Below are 24,283 nucleotides of genomic sequence, written 5' to 3' on the forward strand. Positions count from 1 at the left end.
GCGCATGAGCACGCACGACCCCGGGAATCGGACGCTTTGGGTGATCAGCCTTGACCTGATCAAGGACCCCATGTTCGCCCTGCTCTTGTCGGGCGGATTGCTGTACCTTGCTCTGGGAGCATGGCATGAAGCCGTATTGCTGCTCATTTTTGTAGTTGTCATCTTCGCGCTGACGGCCGGTCAATCGCTGCGTACTTCGCATGCCCTGAAAGCGCTCGGCGAGCTTGCTGCGCCTCGATCCATGACGCTGAGAAACGGCAAGCGTATCTGGCTGCCCTCTGCCGACCTGATTGTTGGCGACGTTGTCTTTCTATCGGAAGGAATCCGCATCCCGGCAGATGGCAGTTTGGTGGACGGCATGGGACTGATGGTCGATGAGTCCGTGCTGACCGGGGAGTTTCAGCCGGTATTCAAGCGCGCGGCGATACCGAAGAGCGGCCCTGGCGATCCCTCTGGCGCATTGTTTTGCGGCTCTCTGGTGATCTCGGGCACGGGCACAATGCGCGTGGACCTGACGGGAGACGCGACGCGCCTGGGGCAAATCGGCATGTCCATGCGCGAAATAGCGCCAGAACGGGCGCCGCTTGAGAAACAGACCCGTCACTTCATCCTGCGGTTCATGTGGCTAGGCTTCGCGCTTTCGCTTCTGACCTGGGCGTTGTATGTCTATCTGCGAGGCGGATGGCTTGACGGCATGCTCGCCGCAGTGACGTTGGCGATGGGCCTCCTGCCTCAAGACTTCCCGGTGGTCGTAACGATCTTTTCGGCGCTGGAAGCCCGCAGACTTGCGAGCCAGGGCGTTTTGATCCGAAAACTGAGCGCGGTTGAAACGCTGGGCAAGACGACGGTTTTGTGCGCGGATAAAACGGGAACGCTGACCTGCGCGACCATGGCGGTGCGCCGCATATACGCCGCATCGACGCGCATCGAGGTATCCGCATCGAACTTGGTCGATTGGCCGCAGGCCTCAGACGACGCACGGATGCTGGCGAATACGGCGTTGCTCGCGAGCGTGCCCGACTCGGGAGACGCAATGGACGACGCATTCCGAACGCTTGCGTCCGCCCTGCGCGGCCCCCTTCCCGCCGGGACGCCGGCGGAAATGACGCTGGTAAAGACCTACCCGTTTTCCACGGACTTGCCGGCGGTCACGCAGGTTTGGCGCCTGCCGGACGACGCGCGGATGATCGTTGCCTGCAAGGGCGCGCCAGAAGCCGTTTTCCGGCTTTGCGGACTCGACATCCCGCGGACTTCCGAACAGGAACGCGAAGTGCGGTCCATGGCCGGGGACGGACTGCGGGTTCTTGCCGTCGCGCAGGGGAGCTTGCCCGATGGGCCGTTGCCCGACAAGCCGGATGGCTTTGCGCTCACATTTGTTGGACTGGTGGCCCTGGAAAACCCGCTCAAGCCAAACGTGCGTGAGTCCGTGTTGGCCTGCCGGAGCGCAGGGATCAGAGTGTTGATGTTGACCGGCGATCACCCCGCGACAGCGAAGGCTCTCGCCGGTCAGGCAGGCATCCGGGACGATGCCGTGATACTGGGAGACGCTCTGGAGAAAGAAAGCGACGACCAATTGCTGTCGTTGACCCGCCGCGTATCGGTATATGCAAGAGTAAAGCCGGAACAGAAGCTTCGGCTGGTGCAGATCCTGAAGCAGGACGGCGCGATCGTCGCAATGACTGGAGACGGGGTAAACGACGCACCCGCCCTGCGCGCCGCCCATGTCGGCATCGCCATGGGCGCCCGCGGCACGGACGTCGCGCGCGAAGCCGCCGACATCGTGCTGACCGAAGATGATTTTTCAGACATCCTGGGAGCAATCACCCAAAGCCGCAGGTTGTTCGACAACCTGACGAAAGCGATTGTCTACATCGTCGCCGCACACGTTCCTCTTGCCGGTCTTGTGATCGTGCCCCTGATCGCCGGCTGGCCCGAGATCCTGCGCCCAGCTCACGTCGCGTTCCTGGAGATCGTAATAGGTCCGCTCTGCTCCCTGGCGTTCGAATCTCTCGCTGCCGAACCCGATCTGATGCGCCGTCCCCCGCTTCCTGCTGTCCGGCCACTGGTCTCGCTAAGATCATTCCTCTTGGGTTTCACTCAAGGCGCGATATTGTTGGTCGGCACGCTACTGCTGTTTGCCTGGAGCCACCAGGTCGGGTTGCCGGACAGCGGCGGACGCGCCCTAGCTTTCTGCGCGCTTATCATGGGAAATCTCGCGCTCGTGCTCGCCAACAGCGGCGCCGCGGTTGCAAGGACGTCGGCTCCTGCAAGGTCCATTTTTCTGGCCGCCGCAACTACGTTGGCGATGTTGTTGCTGGCACTGGAATGGCCGGTCTTGCGGCGGCTTTTTGCATTCTCGGCGTTGGGGGCGCGGGAATGGCTACTGGCTCTTGCGGTGACCTGGACGTTGTGGCTGGCCGCCCGTGCGCTTCTGCGCTGGAATCCATGGCCCCGTCCCTCACGCATCATCGAGCCGGGAGAGGCGCCATGACTCCCCTCTGCGCAGGGCAAGGGACCGCTGCCGTGGCCTGGCTCCTAGTACGCCGTGCGCGGTTCGTCGACGGGGGCGGCGAGGATTGCGGAACGCTTGGCTAGCGCCGGCGAATGCGAAGCGCGCACTCAATGCGGCTTCCAGTTCACCCCATCCTTGGACCGATACTCCGGCGTCCCCGTGCAACACCCGCCCGCGCCAAACGCTTGCCGCCCCAGGAACGCAGTCACCACCCCTTTGCTCTCGGTCAGCCGCTGCTGGACGCAGAGGGTCGGCAGCAGAGAGAAGTCGCCTTCAAGCACCAGCGTCCACTTCACGTTCTCGCCTTCGGCTGGCTCGACCCTGTACACCTTGCATTCATGCACCAGCAGATGCACGGGCTGCCCGGCCAGCATGCCCTTGAACTGCAGCTCCGGCGGCGTGTCGCGCGTGGCGATGGTTTCGGCGTTGAGTTTTGATCCGGGCGGCGCGGGTTTCAAGGACGAGGAATCGCAGCCGGCCATCGCACCCATGGCGGCCATGGTGATGAAAAGCAGGCGAGCCAGGCGGGTCATGCCCATGCGCTCCCGTCAGGCCACGCCGGCGAAGCGTTGTTCGAGGTAGGCGATGATGTCGCTGGACTCGTACATCCAGCGCGTGCCCGTGGCGTCGTCGATGCGCAGGCACGGCACTTTCACTTTGCCGCCGCCTGCCTGCAGTTGCGCGCGCGCTTCGGGATCGCCCTTGGCGTCGCGCAGCGCGATGGGCGCGTTCAGTTTGTGGATGGCGCGCCGCGTCTTGACGCAGAACGGGCAGGCGTGGAATTGGTAAAGCGACAGCTGGGCCGCTTCGGCGTTGACCGCGGCCTGGCCTTGCGCGGAGCGCTGTTGCGGACGCGGGCGCGTGAGGGCATCGCCCAGCACGATGATTTGACCCAGGCCGACACGCAGGGCTTTGACTAGCATGGAGTAGGACTCGATAGGGATGGACAGATGGCGAGTCTACCCTGCGCGATGCGTTCCGGCATTGCGTATGCCGTCAGCCATGACGGCCGGCTGTCGTCCTGCGTGACGTGGCGACTATCCTGTGTCACGTCACGATCAGGAATTCGCAGCCGGTGCGTTACTGAATCCGTACCGGATAGCTGCAGCCGGTATAGAAGGTCTTGCAGCTCGTACCGGTGCCCTTCTCGCAAGTCTCGATGGCCAGGGATTGCGCCAGCTCCTTGGTCTCGGCGCTGGCGGAATTCATCAACACTCCCTCGCCTTTGGGCGAAGGGCCATACACCACCGCTACGCACTGGTTGTAGTACGTGATGTTGGTCTCGCAACCTTTACCGCCTTTGGACGCGCAATGTTCTAGCGCGGCTTTCTCGGCCTTGGCTTTACTGGTCTTGTCGGCTGCGATGCCGACGGAGCCGGACGGCGGGTCGTAGGCGATTGCGCCCCAGCGCGTGGTCCAGCGGGGCTGGTCGGGCGCGGTTTGCGCGCCGGTGCCGCCCTGTGGGCGGGTCTGGCCGGGGATCGGCACGCATTGCTGGCCCGGCGTGCCGGCGGCGTTGGGCATGAAGCCGTCGGGGCAGCCTTGTTCGGCTTGCGCCAGGCCTGGGATGCCGAGATGCAGCATTGCCAGCAGGAAAACCAGTTTCAAAGCACGCATGTGTCGTCTCGCAGTTGTCGTGTTCTTCAATCCGGAGGCCGCGCGCCCCGCGGGCCTAGCCCGGGCAGGCAGAGCGCCCGAGGCAAGGCGTCAGGCTGTGGATTCGCCCCGGGGAAGTGTAGTCTGACTTCTTGGTTCTCGATCCGGTCTGCACGATGGACTCGATCACCTTGACGCACCTGCCCGCGAGCCTGGAGGATTTCCGCCGGGCGCCGGCGGTTTCAAGCTACCCAAGCTGAATGAGGCAGTGCGCGACCTGGTGTACCGTGCGCCCACGCTGTACTACAAGCCGGAATCCGCGGCCGAACCGAACTTGATTCGGGCCGTGGGAGTGGAATAGCCGAATTTGGCGCGAATTCTGTCTCCGGATGGCCCTTGGCGGCTTGACTGCATGTCAGACTACGAGCGGGCAAAGCCGAAGAGTTGCAGATACTGGGTACGAGACATCGTTTCTCCACATGAACGTCAGAGACCGCCTCAAAGTCTGGGCCAAGCGCATCAAGCGCGACGGCCTGACGCTATGGTTTGCCGGCAAGCATGTCCGTACGCCCTGGTACGCCAAGGCGCTGGGCCTGTTCGTGGTGGCCTACGCGCTCAGTCCCATTGACCTGATTCCCGATTTCATCCCCGTGCTGGGTTACGTCGATGACGTGCTGCTATTGCCCGGCCTGATCTGGTTGACCATCAAGCTGTTGCCGCCCGATGTGCTGCAGGAATGCAGGAGCCAGGCGGACGCCTGGATGCGGTTGCAAGGCGAGAAGCCGCGCAGCCTGGTGGGCGCGGTGATGATCGTGGCATTATGGCTGGGGATAAGTATTGCAGCGTGGTTCTGGCTTGCGCCGTATTTTCGGTAGTCCCCGAGGCCGGCGGGCTTTCGCGCAAGACTACGCCGATTCTTCTTCCACAAACCCCAAGGTTCGGAGTTCCGCGATCGCACCCTTTTCTTCGTCTCGCCGCGCCTTGGGCGCCGCCAGCGATGCGGTCAGCAGCATGGACGGGTTGGGCGATTCGTCAAAAGAGTGCAGCATGCTGGCGATGCCGGGGAACGCCTGGACGAAGTCCGCTCCCAGCGCCTGATACCCCGGATAACGCCCCTGCTTGTCGACGATGATCTGCGTCTGCGGATCGCGCCGGATCAGGTGTAGCGGCACCCCCTCGCAGCGCAGGCCGAGCAGCTTGGCTTCGCTGATGTCCAAGGCCCAATCCGTCTTGGCGTAGAAGGCGGCGCGCGCGGTTGCGAACTGATCGAGCAGGCGCTCGTCCGTGCAGAACGCGGTGGGTGTCAGGTTGAGGTTGAGCTTGCCGATCTTGCCAACCAGCTTGACCCTGCGAAAGAACGAGGCCCACACCAGCAGGATGGGGTTGGTGGACAGGTCCTCGACCAGCACGTCCTCGAACATGCAGGGTTGGATCATCGAATTGACGGCGCGGCACTTGGAGAGGCGCACGTTCTGCACGCGCGACATGCGCTGCGGGGTCTTCACCATGGACAGGGCGCCGTTGTCGAAGGTGCAGTCGTGGAAGTGCAGATCGCTGAAGTGCGAGTTGCCTTTGTCGTACGCCATCTGGAAGGTCGCGCCTTCGGTTTTCTGCATGGAAGAATGTGTTGCGTGGGATGGGTTGTTGGTCTGTACCCTGGCGGAGGGATCGCTTCAATAGCTGCCCGCAGGCATTACATCCGCCAAATAAGCGGCGGTATCCGGATCCTCGCGCAACACATGCCGCATCCATGCCCTGCGCTCATGCGCGGTCACTTCCAGTTCCCACACGCATGCAATGAACGGCCCCTGCACCGGCTGGAATTGTTCGGGCTGGCCCAGCGGCGCGGAGTACATGCGCTGGCACAGGATGCCTCCCGATATCCACCAGTCCACCAGCAGCCAGACGGCTTCCTCCCCCACGTGCACGATGCAGAAGCCCAGCCCCGTGGCGCGCGGGTCGCGGGCGCTGTCTTGCAAGCCGGTCATCGCCGTGCGGCGCGCGGCTGCGACCACTTCGTCGGATAGCAGCGCAACGGCCGGATCGGGATTGCGCTGTATCGCGTAGGCCTTGATGGCCAGGCCGTCTTCGCGCCAGTGGTCGATGAACGCCATGCGGCGAGGCGCGTAGGGTTCTGCGGGTACGGTTTGGAGAGACATGATGGGATGCGTGGGCTGACGTCCAGGGCCTGAAGGCAGATATTCTTCCAGCAGTCCGCTAGGCCAGCAAGGACAAGGCATGGTCCAGCGACAGCACGGTGGTGCGCGATTCAAACGCCGTCGCAAACAAATGCTCATGCACGACCGGGTCTGGGTCGTAGCAGCAGTCCTTGACCGTCAACAAGCGATAGTCCGCGTCGCTGGCATGCGCAATCGATGACAGCATCACGCCGGTGGAGGCGACGCCGGCCATGATCAGCGTGTCTATGCCCTGCGCCGAAAGCCGTACCTGCAGATCAGTGCCGAAGAACACGCTGGCGCGGTGGGCGATGATGATGGGCTCGTCTTCGCGGCGGCCGAGTTCGGGTGAGATGCGGTCGTGGACGAATAGGCCCAGCTGCTTGATACCCTGCCCGTTCTTGTTCAAGGGGCTGACTTCCGGATAGCCGGGGCTGAAGTGGATCTTGGCGAAGTAGACGCTGACGCCTGCATGCCGCGCCGCGTCGCATAGTTGGCGGGTGTTGCCGAGCAAGGCGGGGGCGACCGACGGGAACAGTTCCATGATGTCGGTCTGGTAGTGCATGACCAGCAAGGCGGTACGCGCCGGGGTGATGGCTGGGTTCTGGGTGTTCATGCTCCGCTCCGCAAGGGGTTTACCACGCGCGCCTTGCGGGTTGGCCTGTTGCCGGATCGGCCGGCCAGGGTGTGATGCTTGGCGACGTGATGGGGTGCGACAGGAAGGACGCACGACTCTACCACGGCCGCCATGGCGCAACGGTGTCTGGCAAGCGGATGGACGTTCCGGCGCTACCCGACACGAAACCCCAGGAACTACGCCACCGGCAACTGATTCGTCACGCAATGAATCCCGCCGCCGCCCGAGGCGATGGCGTCGATGTTCAGCTGCACGATCTGGCGTCCCGGATACAGGCGAGCCAGCAGGTCGCGCGCCTTGCCGTCCGCTTCCACGTCGCCGAATTCGGGCGCGATGACTGCGCCGTTGATGACGAAGTAGTTGATGTAGCCGGCGGCGAAGTCTGGGTTGTCGTCCATGAATTCGCTGTGCCGCGGCTTGAGCGGCGGGCTCATGGTGTGGATTTCCAGCGGCTTGCCGTCGGCATCCGTCGCGCGGCGCAGGATCTCCAGGTGCTTGCGGGTCAGCGCGTAGTCGTAGGAATCCGGGTCCATGTCGAGGTTGGCCACGACGACGCCGGGGCGGGCGAAGCGGGCGTAGAAGTCGACGTGGGCGTCGGTGATGTCGCGGCCCTTGATGCCGGGCAGCCAGATGATCTTGCGCAGGCCCAGGCAGCGCTTCAGTTCTTCCTCGACTTCCGCCTTGGTCCAGCCGGGATTGCGGTTGGCGTTGATCCAGCTGCTTTCGGTCATGATGCCGGTGCCGCGGCCGTCGACTTCGATGCCGCCGCCCTCGCCCACCAGTTCGCTTTGCAGATAGTCGGCGTCGACGATCTCGGTGGTTTCGGCGGCGATCCCGGCGTCGGCGGCGTGGCGCTGCTTGTTGCCCCAGCCGTTGAAGTTGAAGTCCACGCCCGTGACGGAGCCTTGCCCGTTGAGCAGGAAGTTGGCGCCGATGTCGCGCATCCAGATGTCGTCCAGCCGGGTTTCAACAAAGCTGACGTTGGCGCCGCCGCAGTGGCGCTGGGCTTGGTGGCGTTCGCTGGCGCGGCAGAACACGGTGACGGGCTGGTGCGCGGCGATGGCGCGGGCGATGCGGCCCAGGGCGGCCTGGACGTCGGCGGTGAAGTCTTCCCAGATGGCGTCCTGAGCGCCGAAGGCGATGAAGGCGCGGGCCTGGGGCGCGCCTTCGTCGGGCATGTGCGACTGCGGCGCGGGCGCGGCCTGCGCGCCGGACGCGAGCAGGCTCAGCCCCAGCGAGGCGGCGGCATGGGCGCCCATGAGCGCGGAGGCGTGTTGGATGAGTTGGCGGCGGGTGGGCACTCTGGGCTCCTGGAATTCGGACTGAATTGATAAATAATGGTTATGTGGGAGTAAAGGTGCGCACCTCTTGAATAGCAGTGTATTTCCCGCCAAATCACGCGGACAAGCGATATATTTAGCGGAATTATGATTAGCAGGGCTTATCTATATGCTTAAGCAATGGCCTCCGCTGAATGTGTTGCGCGGCTTCGAGGCAGCCGCCCGGCTGGGCAGTTTCCACAAGGCAGCCGATGAGCTACATCTGACGCAATCGGCGATCAGCCAGCAGGTGCGCAGCCTGGAGGACTATCTGGGCCAGCCGCTGTTCTTCCGCCAGGGGCGCGCGGTGTCCTTGACCGATGCGGGCTGGGATTTGTTGGGCACCACGCAGGCCATGCTGCAGCAGTTGGCGGCCGGCATCCGCAGGCTGGACCAGTACCGCAAGCCGAACCAGCTGATCGTGAACACCAGCCCGGCGTTTTCGCGGCACTGGCTGCTGGCCCGGCTGGAGGCTTTCCGCGCCCTGCATCCCGAGGCTGACCTGTGGCTCTACACCAGCGATGCCGCGCCGGACATGGCCACGCAGACCATCGACATCGCCTTGCGCGACGATCTGGGCCCGCAGGCGGATTGCGCCTTCCGCGTGCTGGTCGAGGACCGCCTGTATCCGGCTTGCCATCCGCGCCTGCTGGCGGCGGATGGGCGCGCCACGCTGCATGGCGAGCGCGAGATGGATTGGAGCCATTGGGAAACGCAGGGCGGCGCCGACGTGGGCCAGCGCGGCGTAGGCATGAATTTCTCCGACCCCGGCCAGTTGCTGGATGCTGCCCGCGAGGGGCTGGGCATGGCGCTGGTGAGCGGCCTGCTGGCCGAGCGTTGGCGCGGCGACGGCTCGCTGGCGGCGTTGACGGAGCGGACGGTGCGAGGCCCGAAGTGGGCTTGGCTGGTGCATCGGGACAGTCAGGACGATCCCTTGACGCGCGCGTTCTGCGAATGGGTGTCGGGCGAGCTGGGCGCGTCGCGAGAGGACGGCGGCGCGGCAGCCTAGCTATTGCCTCGCCGTCAGGCTGCGGTTGTCATGGCGATGTTAAGTTGTAGCCTCTGCGCCTGCGGCGCATTCCAGAACAAGCGATTCCTCGATGTCCAATCTTCAATCTTCGCGTCCCGTTGCGCTGGTCACGGGTTCGACCTCCGGCATCGGCGAGGCCGTTGCCCGCCGCCTGTCGCGCGACGGCTATGCGGTGGTCGTGCATTCACGGCGTTCTGCCGAGGCCGGCCACGCCTTGGCGCGTGAGTTGGGCGAGGCGGTCTACGTGCAGGCGGATCTGGCGAACGATGCCGACCGGGTGCGGCTGGTCCGCGAAGCCGTCGCGGCATGGGGACGGCTGGACGTGCTGGTCAACAACGCCGGCATCAGCTGCGTGATTCCCCACGCGGATCTGGCCGCAGCCACGCCGGACATCTGGCATGAATTGCATGAGGTCAACGTGGTCGCGCCGTTTCGCCTGGTGGCCGAGGCGCAGGCCGCGTTGAAACAGGCGACGGCGCAAGGCCGGCCCGCCTGCGTGGTCAACGTCAGTTCGCACGCGGGCATCCGGCCCAAGGGCGCGTCCATTCCCTATGCGGCGACCAAGGCGGCGCTGAATCACGTGACGCGCTTGTTGGCGTTGTCGCTGGCGCCAGAGATCCGGGTGAATGCGGTGGCGCCGGGCCTGGTGGATACGCCGCTGACGGCCGATTGGAAGCAGGCCCAGGAGCTGTGGCGCGACAAGTCGCCGATGCGCCGGGCGGCCAGTCCCGAGGATATTGCGCAGGCGGTCTCAATGCTGGTTGCGTCGGACTATCTGACCGGCGAGATCCTGCTGTCCGATGGCGGATTGAATCTCACGTAGCGGCAGGGACGGGCATCAACGCAGGCCTTACTTCTCCGCGTATTTCTTGCTGCCCGCGTCGTAGACGTAGGTGACCGCGTCGCCCGCGCCCAGCTGGCGGGTCTTGTCTGGTCCGGAGATCTCGGTGCCGCTGCGTTTGACGGTCACGCGGGGCATGTCGCTGCCGCCGTGCGCCGAGAACACCAGTTCGCCCGAGCTGGCCACGCAGGGCATGACGTCGCCCTCGGCGCAGGCCGCGCTGTTGTCTTCGCCGGTGTTGACGCTGCCCACGTAGGTCCAGCCCGCGCCTTCGTCCGGGCCCGCCGGATTGAAGATCAGCAGGGCGTAGCCGGTGAAGCTGATGCCGTTGTCGAAGCCTTCGGTGGGCACGGCCAGCATCAGCTTGCCGCTGGGCGTGCGGTATTCCAGCGGCTTGCGGCGGGTGTCCACGTCTTCCGGCTTTTCGAAGGCGCCGAAGGTGCCGATGGTGTTCTTCATGCCGCGGAACTGCCAGGGCCGATCGGGCGAGCCGCCGGTCAGCGTGTAGGTGGCTTCGGCCATATTGACCTGGGTGTCCGGGCCGACCTCGTCTTCGCCGGGCTTGCCGTATTTTTCGCGGGTGTCCCAGGTGAAGCCCGTGTAGTAGCGGGTGCCGCCCAGCTCGAAGGCGTGGCCGAACCAGAAGGTGGCGATGCTGCCGTTTGCCACTTCGTAGGAGTCCGCGCCCTTGCCGTCGACCTGGTAGATCGAATACAGCACGGTGGGCGCATCGGGCGGCGCAATGGCGGCGGCCTGGGCGGTAGGCGGCAGCGCAGTGGCGCCGGCCGCCTCGGCGGCCATGGCGGCCGGGCTGAAGACGGCAGCCAGGGTGGAAGCAAGCAGGCCGGCCATGGCCGTGCGGAGCAGGGAGTCGAGGCTGAAGTGGGAGCTGGCTTTCAGAGTGGTTTTCATGGGTTGGACAACTTCTTGTGGGCTCGTGGCCGGATTTCGTTCTTGGTCCTGATGGCGGCATGCCGCTGCTTTGCGGCGTCATGCTAATGGGCCGCCGTTGCCTGCGCCGGACAACTATTTGCCAATTGTGTCGGACTGCAATGGCGCTATGCTGTAGCGCAGCCTGACAGCAGCTTGCCACGCCCGAGTCCCGCACGGCAACTTCCGCCGTGACGCGCGACGCCGCCCAGGAGCCGTCCCGCATGCCATCCCTAGCTGAAAGCACCATGGCGCCGGCCCAGGCTGGCGACGGCTTGCCGGTACGGCAGAGGCTGTGGGCCGTCTCCACGCTGATCCTGGGCAGCGCCATCGCCACGCTGGACACCTCCATCGCGAATACCGCCTTGCCCACCATCGCGGCGGACCTGGATGCCACGCCGGGCGCGTCCATCTGGATCATCAACGCCTACCAGATCGCCATGGTCGCCACGCTGCTGCCGTTCGCGGCGCTGGGTGACATCGTGGGGCACCGCAGGGTCTATCTGTACGGATTGCTGGTGTTCACGCTGGCCTCGGCGGCCTGCGGGCTGGCGGATTCCTTGCCGATGCTGATAGCCGCGCGCGCGCTGCAGGGCGTGGGCGCGTCGGGCATCCTGGGCGTGGCGGCGGCGCTGATACGGCTGACCTTTCCCAGCAGCCAGATCGGCCGAGCCCAGGGGATCAATGCGCTGACGGTGGCGGTCTTCTATGTCGTTGGGCCCTCGGCGGCTTCGGCCATTCTTGCCGTCAGCACGTGGCACTGGCTGTTCCTGATCAACATCCCGCTGGGTGCGCTGGGCATGGCCATGGCGTGGCGCACCTTGCCGCAAAACACGTCGCACAACGCACCGCGCCGGACGCCGCCGCGTTTCGATGGCGTGGCGGCGCTGCTGCTGGGCGCGACCTTTGCGCTGGCCGTGCTGGCGCTGGGCGACGCGGCGCATCGCGCGGCGTGGCCGCGCATCCTGCTGGAGGCGGGTGCGGCCGTGGCCTGCTGCGCGCTGTTGCTGCGCCGGCAGCGCGGGCATCCCGCGCCCATGCTGCCGGTGGATCTGTTGCGCCGGCCGCTCTTCGCCATGTCGGTGCTGACTTCGATCTTGTCCTACGCGTCGCAGGGGCTGGCGCTGGTTGCGCTGCCGTTTCTTTTGCAGATGAGCCTGGGCCGCACGGACGTGGCGACGGGCCTGCTGCTGACGCCCTGGCCGCTGCTTGTCGCCTTTACCGCGCCCATTGCGGGTTACCTGTCGGAAAGGCACTCCGTGGCGCTCTTGGGCGGAAGCGGGCTGTTGGTGCTGTGCGTCGGCATGCTGCTGGTGGCGCAGTTGCCGGAGCATGCCTCGGACGCGGACATCATCTGGCGCCTGGCGCTGTGCGGCGCGGGCTTCGGCTTCTTTCAGGCGCCCAACCTGAAGGCGCTGACCATGAGCGCGCCCGCGGAACGCAGCGGCGCGGCCAGCGGCGTGATTCCGACGGCGCGGCTGATCGGCCAGGCGGCGGGCGCGGCGCTGGTGGCCGCATGCTTCGCTGTCGTGGGGCAAGACGGCGCGGGCGTCGCGCTATGGATAGGCGCGTTGATCGCGGGCGTGGCGTGCGCGGTGAGTTTCCTCAGGGTGCTGGCGCGGGACTAAGGCAGTCCGGACAGACGGAACGCAGGACGGCGCGGGATGGCGCCGGTGGGCTGCGCAAGGCGAGCGCCCGCTCAAGGCGCATGCAAGCTCCTGAGCTTCCTCAGCTCCGGAAACCACCGCATCCACAGCCCGGCCACGGCGATGGTGCCGACTCCGCCGATCACCACCGCAGGCACGGCGCCGAAGGCCGCGGCCATGACGCCGGATTCGAATTCGCCAAGCTGGTTCGAGGTGCCGACGAATAGCGTGTTCACCGCGCTGACGCGCCCCAGCATATGGTCCGGCGTGTTCAGCTGCACCAGCGACGAACGCACCACCACGCTGACCGCGTCCGCCGCGCCCAGCAGCACCAGCGCGCCGATGGACAGCGGGATCGAGGTGGACAGGCCGAATACCGTAGTGGCCAGCCCGAACACGAACAGCGCGCCGAACAGCAGGCGGCCGACGTGCTCGCCCAGGCTCAGGCGAGCCAGCGTCAGCGACATCAGGGCCGCGCCGCAGGCGGGGGCGGCCCGCAGCGCGCCCAGCGCCCAGGGGCCGGCGTTGAGGATGTCCTTGGCGAAGATGGGCAGAAGCGCCGTGGCGCCGCCCAGCAGCACGGCGAACAGGTCTAGCGACAAGGTGCCCAGCAGCAGGCGCCGCTGGAAGATGAAGGTGATGCCGGCGAACAGCGTGCGCCAGGTGGTCGGTTCCTTGCGCGGCGGGGCGCGTTCGATGACCAGCGTGGCGATGGAGGCGAAGGCGGACAGGTACAGGGCCGCGGCCACGCAATAGATCCACCCTGCTCCCAACCCGTAGCCGACGCCACCCAGCGCCGGGCCGGCGATCTGCGCGATCTGGCCGCCGGACGAGGCCAGCGCGGTCGCGCGCGGCAGCCATTCGCGCGGCACCACCGCCGGGATCAGTGTTGCCAGCGTGGGCGCTTCAAAGGCGCGCGCCGAGCTCATGATGATGATGGTGGCGTAGATCAGAGTCTTGCCGCCCACGCCGTGCAGGGCCGCGATCGCCAGCACCAGCGTGGCTAGCGCTTCCAGCGCCATGCATACCGCCACGATCTTGCGGCGGTCGTAGCGGTCGGCCACGTGACCCACTACCAGGGTCAGCGCCGCCATGGGCAGGAACTGCGCCAGGCCGATCAGGCCCAGGTCCAGGGCGCTGCCGCTCAATGCATAGATCTGCCAGCCCACCGCGACCGAGACGATCTGGAAGGCCAGGGACGCGCCGATGCGCGCGAACAGGTAATGCAGGAAGGCGGGACGTTGCAGCGGACTGGGGGAATCGGGGGCGGGCATCGGGCGAAGGCGCGTGGGGCGCGCGACGGGCGCCGGACCCAGCATTCTAGGGACAAGTCGCTGACGGGAAACTAAGAGCGTTCCGGCAGACGGGCTTCGGAACCCAGGGCTGTCCTGGAAGACCGGGCTCTCATTCATGCGCAACACGGATACCTGAAATCTATAATTCCGCTTCCGGCATAAATCGACCGCACAGGGAAATTCCCCCATGGCCACGCTACCCGACCTGAGTTCGCGCGAATTGCAGGCGATCAGCACCGTCGCCGAATGCGGCAGTTTCGTCGCCGCCGCGCTTACGCTGAACATCTCGCAGCCCGCGCTCACGCGCACGGTACAGCGTGTGGAGAAGGCTCTGGGCGTGGAGCTGTTCCATCGCTCCACGCGCCGCGTGGAGACCACGCCAGCGGGCCAGGAGTTCGTGTCGCTGGCGAACCGCATGCTGTCCGACCTGCGCATTTCCTACGAGAACATGCGCGAGATCTCGGACGAGCAGCGCGGCCGCAGCATCGTGTCGGCGGTGATGTCGGTGGCCTATACACAGTTGCCCCGGATCGTCGCGCGCTACCGCGAATCGCGACCCCGCATCGAGTTGCAGATCCGCGAAGGCGTGCACGGCACGGTGCTGGACGATGTGCGCAGCGGCGTGGCCGATATGGGGATTACCTATATCGACGGCGTGCCGGGCGAATTCTCGGTCGTGGCTTTGGGCCGCGAGGCCTTTCATGTCGTCATGCCGCGCCAGCATCCGCTGTCCGCGAACGCCGGCGTGACGCTTGAGCAGCTGGCGCCCTATGCGCAGGTGTCGTTGCCCAAGGAGTCGCAGACGCGCCGGCTGATCGACAGCCACGCCTCGGTCGCGGGCGTATCGCTGCGGCACGCGGTGACGGTCAGCCAGTTCGCCACGGTGATGCAATGCGTCTGGGCCGGCGTGGGCGTTGCCATCGTGCCGGGCGGAGCCGTGCCGGCCGCGCTGGGCGCCGACCTGGTGGCGCGGCCGTTGACCAAGCCCGCGCTGAGCCAGGCCATCGGCGTGGTGTTCCTGAAGGAGCGTGGCCTTACCCCCAGCGCCAGCGGCTTCCTGGCGCAATTGCGCAGCGACTGGGTGCAAGCCGCCGTGCCCGCAAGCCGCCGCCGCGGCGTCCGCTAGTCCATTACAGCCGGATGCCGGCCCGCTGGACGATTTCGGCGTAGCGCTTGGCCTCGCTGCGGCAAAAGGCGTCGAAGTGTTCCGGCGTATCGCCCACCGGCATGGCCTGCGCTTCGATCAGGCGCGCGCGCACGTCGGGCCGTTCCAGCACATTGCTGACGCTGCGGTACAGGCTTGCGATGAGTTCGGATGGCGTGTTCGCCGGCGCCCACATGCCGTACCAGGAGGTCAGGTTGACGTTCGGATAGCCCAGCTCGGCAAAGGTAGGCACGTCGGGCAATGCGGCCACGCGCTGCTCCGAGGTGACCGCCAGCGCGCGCAGCCGGCCGCCCTTGACGAGGCTGATGGACGAAGGCATCGAATCCAGCATGTAGGTGACCTGTCCGCCCATCACGTCCGTCAGCGCGGGCGCGCTGCCTTTGTACGGAATGTGCGTGACATCCAGCTTCGCGGCCGCCTTGAACACTTCGCCGGCCAGATGGCCGGGCGCACCGTTGCTGGATGATGCAAAGTTGTGCCGGCCCGGTTCGGCCCGCAGCAGCGCCACCAGATCCGCCACCGAGCGCACCGGGGAATTGCTGCTTACCACCAGCTGGATCGGCGTGGACGCCAGGTTGGTGATGCCGCGGAAGTCCTTGAGCGGGTCATGCGCCATGTTGGGGTACAGCGCTGGATTGACCAGCTGGCCCGAGACATTGACGAGCAGCACATAGCCGTCCGGCGCTGCCTTGGCCACGGTGTCGGCGCCTATCATGCCGCTGGCGCCCGGCCGGTTGTCGACCACCACCGATTGCCCCAATTTCTCCGCCAGCGTGGCCGCGACGATGCGGCCGACGATGTCGGTCGGACCACCGGGCGGATAGGGGATGACGATGCGCAAGGGCTTGGACGGGTAGCCGGCGGCAGCCAGCGCCCTGGCGCCGCCGAGCACGCTCAGGGCGGCGCCCGCTGCGCCGATCAGCAACCGCCGCCGGGCGGGCCGGAGCGGATCTTCCGCTTGGATGGAGGATGGTTCCATGGTGGGTCTCCCTTGTCGCTTCGTGTGGTGTGCACAGCTCTGGATCCGGCGGCGATCGCGCCAGTGCGTCGCAGTTCGGCCAGCGCCTGCGGCGCCAGTCCCAGCATCTCGCGCAGTACCGGTTCCGTATGGGCGCCCAGCGCTGGCGGGGCGCTGCGGTATTCGACGGGCGTCGCCGACAAATGCAGGGGATTGCCGACCAGTTCCGCTCCGCCTGCCTGCGCGCCGGGCATCGGCACGCGCATGCCGCGTTGCAGGACCTGCGGATCCGCGAAGACGTCGGCCAGGCCATTGATGGGACCGCAAGGAACCGCCAGCGCTTCCAGCGTTTGCAGCCAGTGCGCGCTGGCATGCCGCGCCATGGCCGCCTGGATCTGCGGGATCAGCGACTCGCGCGCCGCCAGGCGGGCGGTATTGGTTTCGTAGCGCGGATCGTCCGCCAGGTCGGGGCGGCCGATGGCGCCGCAGAACCGGCGGAATTGCGCGTCATTGCCGATGGTGACGATGATGTGGCCGTCAAGGGTGGCGAAGTCCTGGTAGGGCACGATGTTGGGATGGGCGTTGCCCAGGCGCGAGGGCTCGCGGCCGCTGGCCAGGAAGTTCATGGCCTGGTTTGCCAGCGCGGCCACCTGCACGTCCAGCAGCGCCACGTCGACGTGCTGGCCCACGCCGCTGCGGTCGCGATGCGCCAGCGCTGCCTGGATGCCCGCGGTGGCGTACAGTCCCGTCAGGATGTCCGTCAATGCCACGCCGACCTTCAGCGGCCCCGCGCCGGGTTCGCCATCGCTTCTGCCGGTGATGCTCATCAGGCCGCCCATGCCCTGGACCAGGAAGTCATAGCCCGGCCTGCCGGCATAGGGGCCGTCCTGGCCGAAGCCGGTGATGGAGCAGTACACCAGGCCAGGGTGGCTGCGTTTCAGCGTGTCGTAGTCCAGGCCGTAGGCGCGCAGCCCACCCACCTTGAAGTTCTCGATCAGCACGTCGCATTGCACCGCCAGCGCGGCCACCAGCCGCTGTCCGTCGGGCGTGGCGATATCGACGGCCACGGATTTCTTGTTGCGGTTGACGCCGGCGAAGTAGGCCGACTGCGCCACGTCGCCCCATTGCGGATCGTCGATCCACGGCGGCCCCCAGCCGCGGGTATCGTCGCCCAGGCCGGGGCGCTCGATCTTGATCACCTCCGCGCCCAGGTCCGCCAGCAGCTGGCTGGCCCAGGGGCCGGCCAGCACGCGCGAAAGGTCCAGCACCCGCAAGTGCGATAGTGCGCCCATGCTCTCTCCCTTTCCTTTTTCGCGGCGGCGCCGCGGGCCGCGGCCCTACCGCGCTGCCGTCACTGCAATTCCACGCGCACCTGCATCGGCGCCTTCGTGCCCAGCCACACCTGCTGCGCCTGTTCCTTGATCTGGACGACGCGCTGCGCCACTTCCTCGGCGGTGATGGAGCTGACCGGATGGGTGATCACCACGGGTTCCAAGGCCTTCATGCCGATGGCCTGCCTCGTCAGCTCGGTCTCGCGCGCGAACTCGGTCGTGATGATGACCGCGCTGGGTATGCCCAGCCGCTCCAGCGCGATGGAGTCGCGCACACAGGCCGAGCAGCAGGAGCCGCAATCGCCGATGGCGGTCAGCACCAGATCGTTTTCCGCCGCGATGCGCGCGATCAGTTCGGGCGCGGCATCCTTGGAGAAGCTGTGCTTGACGTAGTAGTTCACCTCGGCGAACTCGATGTCCTCGCCTAATGCCGCCAGCGCGCCGCGCAGCAGCTTGTTGGCGTTCCACTTCGAGTTGTCGAGGATGCCCAGCCGCAGTCCGGCCAGGCTCCGCTTGCGCGCCGATACCGGCGTATCGTCGAAGCGCAAGGCGCCGCGCGGGTCGTACACCGCGACTTTTTTCCCGTCGTTCATCAACATTTCCGATCTCCTGGTTGTCGTGTCAGATGGCGCAGGCGCCGCTGGTGCAATCACCGCCGTCGGCGCTTGCGCCATCGATTGCGCGCAGCACCGGCGTGCTCATGCTGCCCCAGCCCGGTATCAGCACGGAAAAGCGGCCGGCCTCGCCGCCCATCACGAACAGGTGGATGTGGTCCGGGCTGTGCACGATGGGAATGCGGGTGTCGTCGTTGCGCTTGTAGTACTTGGGCAGATTGCGGTTGTAGACCTTGCCGTAGCGGTGGCCGTAAGCCAGGTCGATGAAGCGGTTGCCGTGGTTCACGTACAGGTAGTTGCGCACGTCGGCGCGCGACCAGCCGTGCTTGCCGATGGTCTGCGCGTGCTCCAGGCCCAGCACCACCGCGATATGGCCGCCCAGCACCGCGCTGTTGGACGCGATGGTGCTCATGGCCGAACACATCGTGTCGAGGATGCCCTCTGGGTCGTTCGAGATGTGGTTGGTGACGCTGTGCGGCGCCTCGGCCGCCATCGCGAACACGGTGGAGTCCTCGGCCTTGTAGCCGTGTTCCACGTGGTACGGCGCCAGTGGGCTTTGCAGTTCGTTCTCGCAAACGCAGTAGGTGTATTTGCCCGGATGCCCCAGCGTGCTCTTGTCCAGGTCTCCCGGCCAGCCGCCGCCCACGTTCAGCATGATCAGGCGCAGCGCCCGGCCGATGGTGGCGTTGGCGCGGTTGCCGGAGCCGAACGCGTTGACGCCGCCATTCATGCCGATCTCGCGGGCAATCGGCCCATTCACCACCAGCAGCGGCGCGGCCACGTGCGTGGTGGCTTGCACGCCGTTCAGGTTGAAGGCCTGGTCGGTGACGGCCTTTACCGCCGCCAGCACCACCGGCGCGTACTCGGGCTTGCAGCCGGCCATCACCATGTTGATGGCCAGCACCTCGCGCGTCAGTTCGCCCCAGCGCGGCGCCACGCGCGCCTCGACGAAGCCGGGGTCGCCGCCCAGCCGCGCCACGATCTCGTCGATCTTCTCGGGCGTTGGCGGCACCACCGGCAGCCCGTCGCTGAAGCCGCGCTCGTAGTAGTACTCCACCAGGTCCACGCCGGCCGGCACCATGTTGGCCGGCGACGCCTTCGCTTGCAGAACCGCACTCATCAGAATCTCCTCGTGGCTGTCGGATGACGTTGCGAGGAGCATAGGAGTGCCTGCTTATCTATAACAAGAACAATCTATTTCGATAGATGATTGCGAAATACGCATAAATCGCGCGCCACGGCCCGGCGCCGGCCGTTCCTTCCCAGACAGTTTTTCCTGCGCTCTGGTACAAGCCAGCGCGCCGCCCGCTCATTAACTTTGCTGCAAAGCCGTCCGCGACGATGGCATTGTTCAAGGGGAACATGATGGAAGCGAAATCCGCAGCCGGATCGGTCGATCCGATCACGCTGGCCGTGGTGCGCGGGGCCTTGGAGACCGCGCAGCGCGAAATGACGCTGACGCTGGAGAAGACCGGACGCTCCAGCGTCTTCAACCTGGCGCACGATTACAGCAATGCCTTGTTCGACCACTATCCGGAGATGATCCTGCAGGGCCAGGACATTCCGATCCACCTGGGGTCGCTGATACCCGCCATGAAGGCCGTCGCCGAGTTCTTCGGCGACGACATCCATGAAGGCGACATCATCTATCACAACGATCCGGTCTATCAGGGCAGCCATATCCTGGACTGCTGCATGTACAAGCCGGTGTTCCATGAAGGCAAGCTGGTGTTCTGGGCGGTCTGCAAAGGACACCTGACCGATATCGGCGGCCCGGTGCCCGCGGGCTACAACCCGGACGCGCGCGACCTGTACGCGGAGGGACTGCGGATTCCGCCGGTCAAGCTATGGGACCGCGGCGTGCGGCGCGACGACGTGGTCAACCTGCTGTTGTGCAATATGCGGGCGCGGCGCGACCAGGAAGGCGACCTGAACGCGCAGTACGGCGCTTGCCGCGTCGGCGAGCGCCATTTGCAGGCTCTGCTGGCCAAGTACGGCCTGCCCACGGTGCAGGCGGCCATCGCCGAACTGAAGGACATGGCGGACCGCCACATGCGGTCGCTGATCGCGTCGATTCCCGACGGCACCTATTCGGGCCGGGCGCGGCTGGAAGACGCGGGCCATGGCCATGGCGACATGACCATATCCGCCAGCGTGCAGGTCCAGGGCGACAGCGTGCACATCAGCATCGAGAGTCCGCCGCAGGTGCCCTATTTCATCAATTCGTACGCCGGCAATTCCATGTCCGGCATCTACCTGGGCCTGATGATGTTCGCGCAGGTGCCGCCGCCGTATAACGCCGGCCTCTACCGTTGCGTCACGGTGGACCTGGGGCCGCAAGGCACCTTGTGCAACGCGCGCGAACCGGCGCCGCACGTCAACTGCACCACCACGCCGATGGAGACGCTGACCGATGCGGTGCGGCAGGCCTTCGAGGCGGCCGCGCCGGAACGCGTGACGGCTTCGTGGGGCCACGCCAGCGGCGTCAACATCGCGGGCATAGATCCCAAGACGGGCGAGCAGTACGTGACGATGGTGCTGGCTTCGATCATCTCGGGCGCCGGCGCTACCCGCCAGATGGACGGCTGGCACGCCTGCGGTCCGCTGTGCTGCTTCGGCGCGCTCAGTTCCGGCGATATCGAACTTCTGGAATACGCCTATCCCATCATCATCCACCGCTATGGCCTGCAAGAGGACAGCGGCGGCGCCGGCCAGCGGCGCGGCGGCAGCGGCACGGTGTGGGAGGTGGAGCCCATCGGCCATGAGATGACGGTGGTCGCCTTCGGCGAAGGGCGCCAGATTCCGACCGGCGGCGCGGCGGGCGCATACAACTCGCTGCCGGACCGCAAGCTGGGGCGGCTGGAGCAGCATCACGCCGGCGGCAAGGTCACGGTGCATCGCAAGAACACCATCTTGAGCCTGAAGCCGGGCGAGCGCGCTCGCAACGTCAATCCCGGCGGAGGCGGTTATGGCGATCCCTTCCACCGCGATCCCCGCGACGTGGCCGCGGACGTCAGGAACGGGCTGGTATCGCGCGAGGCCGCGCATGCCGAGTACGGCGTCGTGGTGGACGCCAGCGGCCAGGCCGACATCTCCGCCACCAACGCAGCGCGCGTGCGCGATCCCCGCTGAGGAGCACATCATGCAAGGACAATATCGCCTCGGCGTAGACGCCGGCGGCACCTTCACCGACTTCGTCCTGGCCGGCCGCGACGGCCGGATCAGGCTGTTCAAGAGCGCATCCACGCCGCAGGACGGCACCCGCGCCATCGCCGCCGGGCTGGCGCAGATGGCGCAGGAGCTGGGACGCCCGGTCGAGGACATCGTGCGCGACTGCGATCTGTGCATCAACGGCACCACCGTGGCGCTGAACGCGCTGATCGAGCTGAAGGGCGTCAAGGTCGGCCTGCTGTGCACGGCGGGCCATGAGGACAGCATCGAGATCCGCCTGGGACACAAGGAAGAAGGCTATCGCTACGACGCCGACTATCCGCCCGCGCCGCAGTTGGTGCCGCGGCATTTGCGCCGGCCGGTGCGCGAGCGCGTGCTGGCGGACGGCTCGGTGCACCAGCCGCTGAACGAGGACGACGTGCGCGCCGCCATCGAGGTCTTCAAGCGCGAAGGCGTGCAGGCGGTCGCGGTCTCGTTCGTGTGGGCGCCGGCCAACTCGGCGCACGAGCAGCGCGCGCGGGAGATGGTCGCGGCAGCCATGCCCGATGTCTTCGTCTGCGCCGGGCACGAGGTCTATCCGCAGGTGCGCGAGTACACGCGCACCTCCACGACCATCGTCAACGCCTATCTGAGTCCGGTGATGGCGCGCTACGTGGCGCGCATCGACGACTATTTCCGCAGCCTGGGCGCCAGGGGCGCGGTGCGCTACTTCCAGTCCAACGGCGGGCTGGCGGTTGGGGACATCATGCGGCGGCGCGCGGTCAACGCGATCAATTCCGGTCCGGCATCCGCGCCGCAGGCCGGCCTGTACGTGGCGGCCCCGTTCGGCATCGACAACATCATCACCGTGGACATGGGTGGGACCTCGTTCGACATCACCATGGCGCGCGGCGGCCAGACCAATCTGAACCGCAACATCGATTTCCTGCGGCATCGCATCGGCGTGCCGATGATCCATGTCGAAACCCTGGGCGCGGGCGGCGGCTCGATCGCGCATCTGAACGCCTTCGGCATGCTGGAAGTCGGTCCGCGCAGCGCCGGCGCGGTGCCGGGACCCGCCTGCTACGGCCTGGGCGGCAAGGAGCCGACCGTCACCGACGCCAACATGGTGCTGGGATACCTGCGCCCCGACGCCGTGCTGGGCGGCGCGATCCGGCTGGACCGCGAGCGCGCCCGCGACGCGGTCGAACAGCATGTGGCCAGGCCGCTGGGACTGAGCCTGGAGCGCGCTGCCTACGGCATCGGCACGCTGGTGAATCTGAACATGGCCAACGGCATACGCCGCATCTCGATCGAGAACGGCTACGACCCGCGCGACTTCGCGCTGGTCTGCGCGGGCGGCGCCGCCGGCATGCATATCGCCGCGCTGGCCGAGGAGATCGGCAGCCGAACGGTGCTGGTGCCCAAGATCGCTTCCTGCCTGTGCGCCTTTGGCCAGGTGATCTCCGACGTCAAGTATCACTTCCTGGCCAGCGCCGTGATGCGCCTGGACCAAAGCGCCGACATCGGCAAGCTGGACACGCTGTTTCGCGACATGGAAGCGCGCGGCCGCGAACTGCTGACGGCCGACGGCTTCGCCGTGGATCGCATCAGCCTGGCCCGCAAGGTGGAAATGCGCTATCAGGGCCAGATCCACGAATGCCAGGTGGACGTGCCGCCGGGTCCGGTCACCGCCGACACGCTGGCCCAGCTGCTGCGCGACTTCCATGCGCGCCACGAGCAGCTCTACACCTATTCCGAGCCGCACAATGTGGTGGAGCTGGTGAACCTGGAAGTCATGGCCTCGGGCGCGGTCGACAAGCCCGCGCTGCCGGAGCTGGAGGCGGGCAGCGGCGATCCGGCGGCGGCGCTGGACAGCTGGCGCGCCATGCTGTTCGACGATGCGGGCCTGCGGGTCGATACGCCGGTCTACGACGGCGCGCGCTTGCTGGCTGGCGACCGCATCGCCGGTCCGGCCGTGATCGAGGAGCCCACGACCACCATCGTGGTGCGCCCGGGCTGGAACGCCTTGTTGCATGGCTCGGGTACGTACTTATTGACCCGGGACCAGGGCTGATCCAGATTAGCGGTTGTTATGCGCGCGGAGGCGGCAACGTGGACACCCGCTACGACACCACAGGACTGGCCGCCGGCGACCGTGCCCGCCATTGGGAAGCCGCGGTCGGCAACACCTACTTCAGCCTGCAATTGCGGTTCCAGGACGCGGCGCGCTTCGAGGGCGCGCTCAACTCCTGGCGCCTGGGCGCGCTGTCGCTGTCGCGGCTGGCGTCCTCGCCGCTTTGCTACAACCGCCTGAAGACGCATTTGCGGGATGTTTCCGACGAGCAATACCTGGTGACGGTGCCGCGGCTGAGCGCCATCCGCTTCGCCCAGGGCGGGCGCGAAACCTTCTGCCACCCGGGCGCGTTCCTGCTGGAACACGGCCACAGCCCCTACGAATTCTCCTACGGGCAGGACAACGAGCTGTGGGTGCTGAAGGTACCGGGCGCGCTGCTCCGCGGGCATCTGCGCGCTCCTGACCGCTATTGCGCGTTGTCCTTCGATGCGACGCAGGGCGCGGGCTGGCTGTTCGCCTCGTATGTCGACCTCATCGGCCGGCAGCTCAATCGCGGCGATGGCGCGCAGCGCGAATTGCTGGCGCAGCAGCTGGTGGATTTGCTGGTTTGTTCGGTGCAGGCCGACGACCGCGTGCTGACGTCGAACGATTCCGCGGTGCGCGCGGCGCATCTGGGCCGCATCGAAGCCTATGCGCGCCAGCACCTGGCGGACCGCGACCTGGGGCCGGAGCGCGTGGCGCAGGCCTGCGGCATTTCGGTCCGCTACCTGCACGCCCTGTATCGGGACGTGGGCCAGACCTTCATCCAGTGGCTGCACGAGCAAAGACTGGACCGCGCCGACCAGGCGCTGCGCGCCTCGGACCAGCGGGTTTCGGTGGCGGGCGTGGCGCACCAATGGGGCTTTGCCGACCAGTCGCATTTCTCGCGGCTGTTCAAGCGCCGCTTCGGCCGCACGCCGGGCCAGTCGCGCCGCCTGCCCGCTTAGGCGGGCGGCGCCTGCCGGG

22 protein-coding genes are annotated in these 24,283 nt (G+C 66.6%); 9 read left to right on the forward strand and 13 right to left on the reverse strand.

Annotated elements, in window-relative coordinates; genetic code table 11:
- Positions 1 to 4 precede the first annotated feature (4 nt).
- The gene (locus HWY37_RS21270; protein ID WP_176089773.1) at positions 5 to 2,491 is read left to right on the forward strand and encodes a cation-translocating P-type ATPase; all 2,487 of its coding nucleotides are present in this window, start codon (positions 5 to 7) and stop codon (positions 2,489 to 2,491) included.
- 128 nt (positions 2,492 to 2,619) lie between these two features.
- On the opposite strand, the gene HWY37_RS21275 is transcribed toward HWY37_RS21270, so the two are convergent.
- The 3 genes from HWY37_RS21275 to HWY37_RS21285 all read right to left on the reverse strand — a co-directional run bounded on the left by HWY37_RS21275 (position 2,620) and on the right by HWY37_RS21285 (position 4,129).
- Entirely contained in the window at positions 2,620 to 3,045 is a 426-nt protein-coding gene (locus HWY37_RS21275; protein WP_176089774.1) for a hypothetical protein, read from the reverse strand.
- Between the two features lie 15 nt (positions 3,046 to 3,060).
- On the reverse strand, positions 3,061 to 3,435 hold the full coding sequence (locus HWY37_RS21280) for a glutaredoxin family protein (RefSeq protein ID WP_176089775.1): 375 nt from the start codon (positions 3,433 to 3,435) through the stop codon (positions 3,061 to 3,063).
- Positions 3,436 to 3,592: 157 nt separating this feature from the next.
- The gene (locus tag HWY37_RS21285) at positions 3,593 to 4,129 is read right to left on the reverse strand and encodes a DUF4189 domain-containing protein (RefSeq protein WP_176089776.1); all 537 of its coding nucleotides are present in this window, start codon (positions 4,127 to 4,129) and stop codon (positions 3,593 to 3,595) included.
- Positions 4,130 to 4,587: 458 nt separating this feature from the next.
- On the opposite strand from HWY37_RS21285, the gene HWY37_RS21290 reads away from it, so the two are divergent.
- The gene (locus HWY37_RS21290; protein ID WP_176089777.1) at positions 4,588 to 4,983 is read left to right on the forward strand and encodes a YkvA family protein; all 396 of its coding nucleotides are present in this window, start codon (positions 4,588 to 4,590) and stop codon (positions 4,981 to 4,983) included.
- 30 nt (positions 4,984 to 5,013) lie between these two features.
- Here the strand turns inward: HWY37_RS21290 and HWY37_RS21295 are convergent, their stop codons facing one another.
- The 4 genes from HWY37_RS21295 to HWY37_RS21310 all read right to left on the reverse strand — a co-directional run bounded on the left by HWY37_RS21295 (position 5,014) and on the right by HWY37_RS21310 (position 8,223).
- Positions 5,014 to 5,724 (reverse strand): hypothetical protein, encoded by a 711-nt coding sequence (locus HWY37_RS21295; protein ID WP_176089778.1) that lies wholly within the window; start codon positions 5,722 to 5,724, stop codon positions 5,014 to 5,016.
- A 57-nt stretch (positions 5,725 to 5,781) separates the two neighbouring features.
- On the reverse strand, positions 5,782 to 6,267 hold the full coding sequence (locus tag HWY37_RS21300; RefSeq protein ID WP_246302358.1) for a hypothetical protein: 486 nt from the start codon (positions 6,265 to 6,267) through the stop codon (positions 5,782 to 5,784).
- A 58-nt stretch (positions 6,268 to 6,325) separates the two neighbouring features.
- Positions 6,326 to 6,901, reverse strand: a complete 576-nt coding sequence (locus tag HWY37_RS21305; protein ID WP_175205294.1) for a cysteine hydrolase family protein — start codon at positions 6,899 to 6,901, stop codon at positions 6,326 to 6,328.
- A 197-nt stretch (positions 6,902 to 7,098) separates the two neighbouring features.
- Positions 7,099 to 8,223 carry an agmatine deiminase family protein gene (locus HWY37_RS21310; protein ID WP_176089779.1) on the reverse strand — a complete coding sequence of 375 codons (1,125 nt, stop codon included), beginning with the start codon at positions 8,221 to 8,223 and terminating at the stop codon, positions 7,099 to 7,101.
- Positions 8,224 to 8,371: 148 nt separating this feature from the next.
- Here HWY37_RS21310 and HWY37_RS21315 point away from each other — a divergent pair, with 148 nt between their 5' ends.
- Together HWY37_RS21315 and HWY37_RS21320 are read left to right on the forward strand one after the other, a co-directional pair.
- Positions 8,372 to 9,250, forward strand: a complete 879-nt coding sequence (locus HWY37_RS21315) for a LysR family transcriptional regulator (protein ID WP_176089780.1) — start codon at positions 8,372 to 8,374, stop codon at positions 9,248 to 9,250.
- Between the two features lie 91 nt (positions 9,251 to 9,341).
- A complete protein-coding gene (locus HWY37_RS21320; RefSeq protein WP_176089781.1) occupies positions 9,342 to 10,094 on the forward strand; it encodes an SDR family NAD(P)-dependent oxidoreductase in 753 nt (250 codons plus the stop codon).
- Positions 10,095 to 10,121: 27 nt separating this feature from the next.
- Here the strand turns inward: HWY37_RS21320 and HWY37_RS21325 are convergent, their stop codons facing one another.
- A complete protein-coding gene (locus tag HWY37_RS21325) occupies positions 10,122 to 11,024 on the reverse strand; it encodes a hypothetical protein (protein ID WP_176089782.1) in 903 nt (300 codons plus the stop codon).
- 242 nt (positions 11,025 to 11,266) lie between these two features.
- On the opposite strand from HWY37_RS21325, the gene HWY37_RS21330 reads away from it, so the two are divergent.
- Positions 11,267 to 12,670, forward strand: a complete 1,404-nt coding sequence (locus HWY37_RS21330; protein ID WP_175205289.1) for an MFS transporter — start codon at positions 11,267 to 11,269, stop codon at positions 12,668 to 12,670.
- Between the two features lie 71 nt (positions 12,671 to 12,741).
- Here HWY37_RS21330 and HWY37_RS21335 read toward each other — a convergent pair whose 3' ends face one another.
- Positions 12,742 to 13,962 (reverse strand): MFS transporter, encoded by a 1,221-nt coding sequence (locus HWY37_RS21335; protein WP_175205288.1) that lies wholly within the window; start codon positions 13,960 to 13,962, stop codon positions 12,742 to 12,744.
- 208 nt (positions 13,963 to 14,170) lie between these two features.
- Here HWY37_RS21335 and HWY37_RS21340 point away from each other — a divergent pair, with 208 nt between their 5' ends.
- Entirely contained in the window at positions 14,171 to 15,109 is a 939-nt protein-coding gene (locus HWY37_RS21340; protein ID WP_176089783.1) for a LysR family transcriptional regulator, read from the forward strand.
- 4 nt (positions 15,110 to 15,113) lie between these two features.
- Here the strand turns inward: HWY37_RS21340 and HWY37_RS21345 are convergent, their stop codons facing one another.
- The 4 genes from HWY37_RS21345 to HWY37_RS21360 are packed head-to-tail and all read right to left on the reverse strand — an operon-like array spanning position 15,114 to position 19,171.
- Positions 15,114 to 16,127: a Bug family tripartite tricarboxylate transporter substrate binding protein gene (locus tag HWY37_RS21345; RefSeq protein WP_175205286.1), complete on the reverse strand. Its 1,014-nt coding sequence runs from the start codon at positions 16,125 to 16,127 to the stop codon at positions 15,114 to 15,116.
- A complete protein-coding gene (locus HWY37_RS21350; RefSeq protein ID WP_246302359.1) occupies positions 16,067 to 17,398 on the reverse strand; it encodes a CaiB/BaiF CoA transferase family protein in 1,332 nt (443 codons plus the stop codon). Before HWY37_RS21350 ends, HWY37_RS21345 begins: the two co-directional genes overlap by 61 nt.
- Positions 17,399 to 17,457: 59 nt before the next feature.
- Positions 17,458 to 18,036, reverse strand: a complete 579-nt coding sequence (locus tag HWY37_RS21355; protein ID WP_176089784.1) for a UGSC family (seleno)protein — start codon at positions 18,034 to 18,036, stop codon at positions 17,458 to 17,460.
- 22 nt (positions 18,037 to 18,058) lie between these two features.
- On the reverse strand, positions 18,059 to 19,171 hold the full coding sequence (locus HWY37_RS21360; protein WP_176089785.1) for a hypothetical protein: 1,113 nt from the start codon (positions 19,169 to 19,171) through the stop codon (positions 18,059 to 18,061).
- A 242-nt stretch (positions 19,172 to 19,413) separates the two neighbouring features.
- Between HWY37_RS21360 and capB the strand changes: the two genes are divergently transcribed.
- The 3 genes from capB to HWY37_RS21375 are packed head-to-tail and all read left to right on the forward strand — an operon-like array spanning position 19,414 to position 24,264.
- Positions 19,414 to 21,183 (forward strand): caprolactamase subunit beta, encoded by a 1,770-nt coding sequence (gene capB / locus HWY37_RS21365; protein ID WP_246302360.1) that lies wholly within the window; start codon positions 19,414 to 19,416, stop codon positions 21,181 to 21,183.
- Positions 21,184 to 21,193: 10 nt separating this feature from the next.
- Complete coding sequence (gene capA / locus HWY37_RS21370) at positions 21,194 to 23,278, forward strand: caprolactamase subunit alpha (RefSeq protein WP_176089786.1); 2,085 nt, start codon at positions 21,194 to 21,196, stop codon at positions 23,276 to 23,278.
- A 38-nt stretch (positions 23,279 to 23,316) separates the two neighbouring features.
- The gene (locus HWY37_RS21375; protein WP_059376617.1) at positions 23,317 to 24,264 is read left to right on the forward strand and encodes an AraC-like ligand-binding domain-containing protein; all 948 of its coding nucleotides are present in this window, start codon (positions 23,317 to 23,319) and stop codon (positions 24,262 to 24,264) included.
- The last annotated feature ends 19 nt before the right edge of the window (positions 24,265 to 24,283 follow it).

The organism is Achromobacter anxifer (assembly GCF_903652925.1).
GTDB lineage: Bacteria > Pseudomonadota > Gammaproteobacteria > Burkholderiales > Burkholderiaceae_B > Achromobacter > Achromobacter anxifer.